This window comes from Streptomyces sp. McG3, from assembly GCF_018619185.1.
GTDB lineage: Bacteria > Actinomycetota > Actinomycetes > Streptomycetales > Streptomycetaceae > Streptomyces.
The window spans coordinates 1-9,974 of the sequence record NZ_JAAXYC010000296.1 but is presented as its reverse complement, the minus strand read 5'-3'; the positions used below and the strand labels follow the sequence as shown (position 1 = coordinate 9,974).

Here is a 9,974-nt window from a genome sequence, read left to right as displayed (position 1 = left end):
GCTCCCGGTGAGTCACGCGTTTCACACGCCGTTGATGGACCCGATGCTGGAGGAGTTCTCCCAGTCGATAGCCGGCCTGCCCTTCGAGGCGCCCCGGATCCCGGTTGTGTCGACGGTGACGGGTGAGATCGCGGGTGCTGATTTCGGGAGTGCCGCGTATTGGGTGGAGCATGCGCGGCGGCCGGTGCGTTTCGCTGATGCGGTAAGTACGGTGCGGGGGTTGGGTGTGCGGGTGTGGGCCGAGGTCGGTCCGCAGCCGGCTCTGTCCGCGGCGCTGGACGTGGGTGATGGTGAGGTTGTCGCGAGTTTCCTGCGGCGTGACCGTGACCAGGCGACGAGTCTGCTGACGGGTCTGTCCCGGCTCCATGTCCATGGGGTTGATGTGGCTTGGGACCAGTGGGTGCCCCGGGCTACGCACTCGGTTGACGTTCCGACGTACGCCTTCCAGAGGCACCGCTACTGGGCCGCGGGTTCCGGGGGAGCCGCTGTGGGTTCCCTCGCCGGTACAGGACTTGAGGTCGCGGGGCATCGGTTGCTCGGGGCGCAGGTGTCGTTGGCTGGTGGTGGTGTGGTGTTCAGTGGGCGGTTGTCGGTGTCTGCTCAGCCGTGGCTGGCTGATCATGCGGTGTCCGGTGTGGTGGTGCTGCCGGGGACTGCGTTTGTGGATCTGGTGGTGCATGCGGGTCTTCAGGTGGGGTGTGCGCGGGTTGAGGAGTTGACGTTGCAGGCTCCGTTGGTGCTGTCCGGGGACGGGGCGGGTGTGACGGTGCAGGTGGTCGTCGATGAGCCCGACGGGGAGGGGCGGCGGGCGGTGCGTGTTCATTCGCGTGCGGTTGCCGGGGATGGTGAGTGGGTGCGGCACGGGTCCGGTGTCGTGGCCGAGGCGGCTGAGGTGGGCGTCGCGGTTGGGGTGGATGTGGGTTGGGTGTGGCCTCCTGTCGGTGAGGTGGTGGCGGCGGAGGGGGTTTATGCCGGGCTGGCGGATGCGGGTTTTGACTACGGTCCGGTCTTTCGGGGGTTGCAGCGGGTCTGGGTGGAGGGTGAGGAGGTTTGTGCGGAGGTTGTTCTGCCGGACGAGCCGTCGGGGTTTGCGTTGCATCCGGCGCTGCTCGATGCGGTGCTTCATGCGCTTGCGGTGGCTTCTGGTGGGGGTGAGGGTGGGCTTCCGTTCGCGTTCACGGGTGTCACGGTCCATCGTGCTGGTGCGCGGGTCCTGCGTGCCCGGTTGCGTCGGGGTGCGGGTGGTGTGAGCGTCGAGGCTGTCGACCCGAGCGGACGGCCTGTGGTCACCGTCGAGTCCCTCGCCTTCCGGCCGGTCAGCGAAGCGGTGCTCCATCCGACGCAGGACGCCCCGCTGTGGATGCGCTGGGATCAGGTCGCTGTCGTCCCGGACGGGCAGCCGTCCCATCGCGAGGACTTCGCCCTGGTGTCGGCGGGCCATCACGCCGGCGTGACGGACGTGGTGCGCGCGGTGGACGAGGGCGCCACCGCTCCCACCTGGGTGGTGCTTGACCTGCCGGTCGGCGCAGCCGGATCGGTGCCGGAGCGGGCCCGCGACGTGACGGAGTGGGTGCTTCTCCAGGTGCAGACGTTCCTGGCCGCGCAGGTGCTCGCGGAAGCGCGGATGGTGATCCGTACGGAGAGGGCGGTCGTCACCGGTCCCGGCGATCGGAACACGGACCCGGCCGTCGCCGCGGTCTGGGGCCTGACGAGGTCGGCCGTCGCGGAGAACCCCGACCGGCTTCACTTGGTCGACACCGACACCGACACCGACACCGACACCGACGAGGTGTCCGTCATGGGTCTGCTGGCCGCGATTCGCGGAGCGAACCGTGAGCAAGTGGCCCTCCGTAAGGGAGTCTTGCTCGCTCCCCGGCTTGTGCCGCTGGCGGACGACGTGCTGTCGATCCCGGAGGGCGCGAGCTGGCGGCTCACCCCTGGTGGGCAGACGCTCGACGGCCTGAGTCTGGTTGCGAATCAGACCGATCCAGCAGATCCAGCAGATCCAGCAGATCCAGCCGATTCGGAGGGCGGGCTCGCGTCGGGGCAGGTGCGGGTGGCGGTGCGCGCCGCCGGGCTGAACTTCCGGGACGTGATGGTCGCACTCGGGATGTACCCGGGACGTGCCGTGCTGGGCGCGGAGGGCGCCGGGGTGGTGACCTCGGTGGGTCCGGACGTGACCGGAGTTGCCGTCGGTGACCGGGTGTTCGGCCTGATGCGGGAGTGCTTCGCACCGAGCGCCGTGGCGGACGCGCGGACGCTCACCGTCGTACCGGAGGACTGGTCGTTCACGGAGGCGGCCTCGGTGCCGATCGTGTTCCTCACAGCCTGGTACGCGCTGCGCGACCTGGCGGATCTCCGCCCCGGTGAGCGGGTTCTCATCCATGCGGGTGCGGGCGGCGTGGGTATGGCGGCGATCCAGCTCGCGCGCCATCTCGGCGCCGAGGTGTTCGCCACGGCCCATCCCGCCAAGTGGGGCACCTTGAGGGAACTCGGGGTCGCCGAGGACCACATGGCCTCCTCCCGCGATCTGGACTTCCGCGCCAGGTTCGCCGCGTTGACCGAGAGCAAGGGTGTCGATGTCGTACTGAACTCGCTGGCCGGTGAGTTCGTGGACGCCTCGCTCGAACTGCTGCCGCGTGGTGGCCGGTTCATTGAGATGGGCAAGACCGACGTCCGTACGGGGGGCGAGGTCCCGGCCGGTGTGACGTACCGGACGTTCGACCTGGCCGACCCGGAGCCGGAGCGCATCGGCGCCATGTTGACCGAGGTGGTCGGCCTGCTGCGGCGGGGCGGGCTGGACCTCCTGCCGATCACGGCCTGGGACATCCGGGAGGCCCCGGCCGCGTTCCGTCACCTCGCCCAGGCCAAGCACACCGGCAAGCTGGTCCTCACCGTCCCCGCACCGCTCGACCCGGCCGGCACCGTGCTCGTCACCGGTGGCACGGGCACCCTCGGGTCCCTGCTGGCCCGGCACTTGGTCGCCGAGTACGGCGTACGGCATCTGCTCCTGGTTGGCCGTCAGGGGCAGGATGCGCCGGGCGCCGCCGAACTGGTCGAGGAACTGGCGCAGTCGGGTGCCGAGGCGCGCGTCGTGGCCTGCGACGTGTCCCGCAGGGGCGAGGTCGCCGCCCTCCTCGACGGCATCGACCCGGACCACCCGCTGACGGGCGTGCTGCACGCCGCCGGAGTGGTCGACGACGCGGTCATCGGGTCGCTCAGCCCGCAACGGCTCGCTGCCGTGCTCGGCGCCAAGGCGGACTCGGCCTGGCACCTGCACGAGCTGACCCGCGGCGTCGACCTGGCAATGTTCACCCTGTTCTCATCGGCCGCCGGCGTACTCGGCGCGGCCGGCCAGAGCAACTACGCCGCGGCGAACACCTTCCTCGACGCGCTCGCCGAACATCGCCACGCCCGCGGCCTGCCCGCGCAGTCGCACGCCTGGGGCCTGTGGGCGCAGCGCAGTGGGATCAGCGGGCACCTCACCGAGGGTGACCTGGCACGCATCTCCGCATCAGGGATGGTGCCGCTGAGCTCCGAGGACGGCCTGGGCCTGTGGGACCGGGCCGTGGGACGGACGGACCAGCCCCATCTGGCGCTGATCCGGCTGAACCCGCGGCACCGCCACACCCATCCACTGCTGGCGGGCCTGGCCGCACCCGAGCGCACCCCACGGGTGCCGGCCGCGGCGGCCGTCGGACAGACCGAGGCCCGCGACCGGCTGGCCAAGCTGCCGGGCGGTGAGCGACGCCGAGTCCTCCTCGGCCTGGTCAGGGAGCACGCCGCCGCCGTCCTGGGACACCCCTCCGTGGAGACGGTCGAGGACGAGCGCGCCTTCAAGGACCTGGGGTTCGACTCGCTGACCGGCATCGAGCTGCGCAACCGGCTCAACGCCGCCACCGGGGAGTCGCTGCGGCCCACCCTGGTCTTCGACCACCCGACGCCGCAGCTGCTCGCCGCGTACCTCGACCGGCAGGTCACCGCCGGGACCGCGGCAGTGGACGCCGACGGCGACGACGCGGGCACGGGCGAGGAGGACCTCACCGGCGACCACCTCACCGAGGACGCATTCCGTCGGCTGCTGGCCGCCATCCCCCTCCGGGCCCTCCGAGAGGCCGGTCTCACCGGCCCGCTGCTGCGGCTCGCCCGCGACGACGGCGGTCCGTCCGCCGGGCCGGAGGAGCGGCCCGAGGAGATCGACGCCATGGATGCCGATGATCTCATCCGCATCGCCCTCGACACGTTCACAGACTGACGCCTCCAGGAGTGACGACCATGCAATCCTCGGCCGACCAGCTCATCCAGGCGTTGCGCGCGGCGCTGAAGGACAACGACCGGCTCCGGCGGGAGCACCGCGAGGTGACCACAGCAGCGCGGGAACCGATCGCCGTCGTCGGCATGGCCTGCCGCTACCCGGGAGGCGTGACCTCACCGGCGGAGCTGTGGCAGCTGGTCGGGCGGGGCGGTGACGCGATCACCCCGTTTCCGCGCGACCGCGGCTGGAGCCTCGACGAGCTGAACGGTGCCGATGCCGACGAAGCAGGCACCTCCTACGTCCAGCGCGGCGGATTCCTGCACGACGCCGCGGAATTCGACGCCGAGTTCTTCGGGATCAGCCCGCGCGAGGCGCTGGCGATGGACCCGCAGCAGCGGCTGCTGCTCGAAACCAGCTGGGAGGCCGTCGAGCGCGCGGGCATCGACCCGGCGTCGCTGCGCGGCAGCAAGGTCGGCGTCTTCTCCGGGATGATGGGCCAGGGGTACGCCTGGCGGCTCTCGAACATCCCGCCGGAGGTCGAGGGGTACGTCGGCACGGGCAACACCGCGAGCGTCGCCTCGGGCCGGGTCGCGTACGCGTTGGGCCTCGAAGGGCCCGCGATCACCATCGACACCGCCTGCTCCTCCTCGCTGGTGGCCGTGCACCTGGCCGCGCACGCCCTGCGCCGTGGCGAGTGCTCGATGGCGCTGGCCGGCGGGGCCACCGTGATGTCCACCCCGGACACCTTCGTGGAGTTCTCGCGCCAGCGGGGCCTGGCCCCGGACGGGCGTTGCAAGGCCTTCTCCGCCGACGCCGACGGCACCGGCTGGGGCGAGGGCGCCGGTGTCCTGCTGCTGGAGACACTGTCGGACGCCCGGCGCCTCGGCCACCCCGTCCTGGCGGTGATCCGGGGCAGCGCGGTCAACCAGGACGGCGCCAGCAACGGCCTGACCGCCCCCAGCGGTCCCGCCCAGGAGGCGGTGATCCGCCAGGCGTTGACGACGGCCGGGCTCACGGCCGCCGACATCGACGCGGTGGAGGCGCACGGAACCGGCACCCGGCTCGGCGACCTCATCGAGGCCCAGTCGCTGCTGGCCACCTACGGGACCGGCCGTCCGGAGGGCGACCCCGTACGGATCGGTTCGCTCAAGTCGAACATCGGACACACCCAGGCCGCGGCAGGGGTCGGAGGCATGATCAAAATGATCATGGCCATGCGGCACGGGACCTTGCCGCGCACCCTGCACGCGGAGACGGCCACCACCGCGATCGACTGGTCACCGGGCACCATGGCCCTGCTCACCGAGCAACTGCCCTGGCCGGAACGAGACCGCCCGGCCCGCGCCGCCGTCTCCTCCTTCGGGGTCAGCGGCACCAACGCGCACATCATCCTTGAAGCGCCGGGCACCGCCGACGGGACGCCGTCCATCGACGGCGCAGATTCCGCGGACGGCACCGGCTCCACCGGCTCCACCGGCTCCACCGGCTCCACCGAGGGGGCGGCCGGCGCGCCCCGGCCGTGGCTGCTTGCCGCCCGGACCCCTGACGCACTGCGCGGGCAGGCCCAGCGCCTCTACGACCTCGTCTCCGTCCGCCCCGAACTGCGCGACGCCGACATCGAACTCTCTCTGCGCACCGGCCGCACCCCCTTCGACCACCGCGCCGTGATCACCGGCGACGACCGCGAGACGCGGGCGGGCGCGCTGGCCGCGCTGGCCCGCGACGAGCGCTCCCCGCACGTGGTGACCGGAAAGGCCGTCCGCGGCGACGCCGTCTTCGTCTTCCCCGGCCAGGGCTCCCAGTGGATCGGCATGGGCCTCGACCTGTACGAGACCTATCCGGTCTTCGCGGAGCACCTGCGGGCGTGCGAAGAGGCGCTGGACCCGTACGTCGACTGGTCGCTGCTGTCGGTGCTGCGCGGCGAACCCGACGCACCCTCACTGGACCGTGTCGACGTCGTCCAGCCCGCCCTCTTCGCCGTGATGGTGTCGCTGGCACACCTGTGGCGCTCCCTGGGCGTGCGACCGGCCGCCGTCATCGGCCACAGCCAGGGCGAGATCGCCGCCGCGTACGTGGCCGGGGCGCTCTCCCTGGAAGACGCCGCCCGCATCGTCGCGCTGCGCAGCCGTGCGCTGCGCGGACTGTCCGGGCGAGGCGCGATGGCAGCGGTCTCCATGTCCGCGGACGAGACCGCCCGGCGCATCGAGAACCTCCGGAGCACCGAGAACGGCAGGCAGGCCGGGGACGACGGGCACACCAGGACCGACCGACGTACCGGGGACGGCGACGGCGCTCTGTCCGTCGCGGCCGTCAACGGACCGGCCTCCACCGTCGTCGCGGGGCCCCCCGAAGCCGTCGACAGCTTCCTCGACCAGGCCGACGCGGAGGGCTTCCAGACCCGTCGCCTTCCCGTCGACTACGCCTCCCACTCCGCACAGATGGAGGAGATCGAGCAGGACCTCCTCGACATCCTCGCCGACGTCACCGCCCGCCCGGGCACCATCCCCTTCTACTCCACGGTCACCGCCGACGTGATGGACACGGCCGGGCTGGACACGGCCTACTGGTACCGGAACCTGCGGCGGACCGTGCGCTTCGAGGAGACGGTCCGTCTGCTCCTCGACCACGCGCACCGCCAGTTCATCGAGTGCAGCCCGCACCCGGCTCTTCTCGCGGCAGTGGCCGACACCGTCGCCGCAGCCGAGGTGCCCGCCGCAGCCGTCGGCTCGCTGCGCCGCGACGACGGCGGCCGGCGCCGGTTCCTCACCAGCCTGGCCGAGGCCCACGCGCACGGCGTGGCGGTGGACTGGGCCGCCCTGCCGGGGCTCGACGGCGACCGCGTCGACCTGCCGACCTACGCCTTCGAGCGCCGGCGTCACTGGCTCACCTCGACCCCGGGCGGCAACCACGGTCTGACCGCCGCGGGACTCCACAGTGCCGAGCACCCGCTGCTCGGCGCGGCAGTGACCGTCGCCGCCGCCGACGGGCTGCTCCTGACCGGACGCCTCGGCCTGGACTCGCACCCCTGGCTGGCCGACCACCGCATCCTCGACGCGGTACTCGTACCCGGCACCGCCCTGCTGGAGGTGGCGACCCACGCCGCGCGCCTCACCGGCGCGGGAGGCGTAGCCGAACTCACGCTGGAATCACCGCTGACAGTCCCGGACGAGGGAACGGTCGAGGTACAGGTTCTGGTGGAGGAGCCGGACGACGACGGCCGCCGCCCGCTGACCATCCACTCCCGCGCCGGAGACACCGCGGATGCCCTGGAGTCCCCGGACAACCTGGACGAAGCGGCCTGGCACCGCCACGCCCGCGGCTTCCTCACCACCGGCAGCGGCACCGATGCTGAAGCGCCCGCGCCCGCGCCTTCGTCCGCCGCCTGGCCGCCCCCCGGAGCGACTTCCGTCCCCATCGACGGCCTCTACACCCGCCTCGCCGATGCCGACTTCCAGTACGGCGACTGCTTCCGCGGGCTGCGTGCCGCCTGGCGGCACGGCCAGGATCTCTTCGCCGAAGTCCAGTTGCCGACCGGGCACGACACGGAGGCCGGCCGGTTCGGCCTGCACCCCGCGCTGCTCGACAGCGCCCTGCACGCCCTCGGCCTCGGCCCCTTCGCGGACGAGGAGGGCGACAGCGGCCGGCTGCCGTTCTCCTGGAGCGACGTCCAGTTGCACCGTCCGGGCACTGACCGGCTGCGCGTGCGGATCTCACCGGTCGAGGGGACGGACACCGTCTCCCTGCACGCCACTGACGCGACCGGCGTGCCGGTCCTGACGGTCGGCTCCCTGGCACTGCGCCCCGTCTCGCCGGAGCTCGTCCGCACGGCCACGGTGTCCCGCGCATCCGGCGGCCTGCTGAGCCGGATGGAGTGGCCCGTACGCCCCCGCCCGTCGGTGTCGTCGGCTCCGGGCCGGACCGTCGTCCTCGGCGACGACCTGCCCGGCTGGCCCACCACGGACCGGCTGCCCGGGCTTCCCCACGACCTTGAGGCGCGGTCCCTCCAGGAGGTACTGCCCGATCCCGTACCGACGGACGTCGTCCTGGTGTGCGCCCCGGTGCCGGCGGGGCCGGACGGCGACGCCGCCGAGGCCGCCCGCACGACGGTCGTCCGTACGCTGCGCCTGATCCAGGACTGGATCGGCGACGATCGGCTCGCGGAATCCCGGCTGGTTCTGGTCACCCGTGGCGCTGTCGAGGTACTGCCGGGCGAGGGCGTCCGCGATCTGGAGCATGCCGCGGTGTGGGGCCTGGTGCGGTCCGCCCAGTCCGAGCACCCGGGACAGTTCGCCCTGCTGGACATCGACGACACCGACATCGCCGCCGACCTCCTTCGCGCCGCCCTCGCCACGGGCGAGAACCAACTCGCCGTCCGTGGCGGCTCCCTGCACACCCCCACCCTCACCCGAGTCCCGGCCGTTCCGGCCGCCGCGGCCGAAGAGCGCCCGGTGGATCCGGAGGGGACGGTGTTGGTGACGGGTGGTACGGGTGTGTTGGGTGGGTTGGTGGCTGAGTGGTTGGTGTCGGTGTGTGGTGTGCGGCATGTGGTTCTTGCGGGTCGTCGGGGTGGGTCGGATGGTGTGGCGGAGCGGGTTGAGCGGTTGACGGGGTTGGGTGCTCGGGTTCGGGTGGTGGCGGTGGATGTGTCGTCCCGGGCTGGTGTGGTGGAGGCCTTGGCTGCGGTCGGTGTGGGGCATCCGTTGGTGGGTGTGGTTCATGCGGCCGGTGTTGTGGATGACGGTGTGGTGGGTTCGCTTTCGCCGGAGCAGGTGGGTTCGGTGATGGGGGGCAAGGCGGGTGGTGCGTGGTGGCTGCATGTGTTGACGCGGGGTATGGATCTGTCGTTCTTCCAGGTGTTCTCGTCGTTGGCGGGTGTGATCGGTTCGCCGGGGCAGGCGAATTATGCGGCGGCGAACGGGTTTCTGGATGGTTTGATGCAGCAGCGTCGGGCGTGTGGGCTGGTGGGTCAGTCGGTGGCGTGGGGTCTGTGGGACGTCTCCAGCGGCATGGCCGGCGGACTCGGCGAGGGTGACCTGGCCCGGATGTCCCGCGGCGGGATCACCGCTCTTTCCGCATTCGAGGGAATCGGACTCCTCCAGACCGCCTGGAACCTGCCGGACCCCCTGCTCGTGGCGGCGCGTTGGGACATGGCCGTCTGGCGCGACGCCGAGAACGTACCGACGATGCTGCGCGGACTGGTACGCGGCGGCCGCGGAGCGCCCCGCACCCATCGCCCGGCCGCCGGTCCGGCGGAACGGCTGACCGGCCTGTCGGAATCTCAGCTGACCAAAGCAGTCGTGGAAGCCGTACGCACTGAGGTGGCGTCTGTTCTTGGTTTTGCGTCGGTGGTGGATGTGCCGGTGGGGTTGGCGTTTCGGGAGATGGGTTTTGATTCGCTGACGGCTGTTGAGTTGCGTAATCGGTTGGGTGTGTTGTTGGGGGTTCGGCTTTCGGCGACGGTGGTTTTTGATTATCCGTCGGTGGGTGCGTTGGCTGAGTTTGTGTGTGGGTTGGTGCGGGTTGAGGGGGGTGTTGGTCGGGGGTTGTCCGGTGGGGTTTCGGGTGCGGGTGCGGGTGTTGTTTCGGTTGTTGATGCCGGTGATCCGGTGGTGATTGTTGGTGTGGGGTGCCGTTATCCGGGTGGTGTGGTCTCGGGTGAGGGTTTGTGGGGTCTGGTGGCGTCGGGTGGGGATGCGGTGGGTGGTTTTCCGGTTGATCG

2 protein-coding genes are annotated in these 9,974 nt (G+C 71.6%); both read left to right on the top strand.

Annotated features, from left to right (window positions below):
• The first annotated feature begins 7 nt into the window (after positions 1-7).
• Positions 8-4,255 (top strand): SDR family NAD(P)-dependent oxidoreductase, encoded by a 4,248-nt coding sequence (locus HET64_RS31740; RefSeq protein WP_374105594.1) that lies wholly within the window; start codon positions 8-10, stop codon positions 4,253-4,255.
• A 20-nt stretch (positions 4,256-4,275) separates the two neighbouring features.
• Positions 4,276-9,974 (top strand): type I polyketide synthase (locus HET64_RS31735; RefSeq protein ID WP_215110600.1); only part of this gene is annotated, 5,699 nt, incomplete at its 3' end.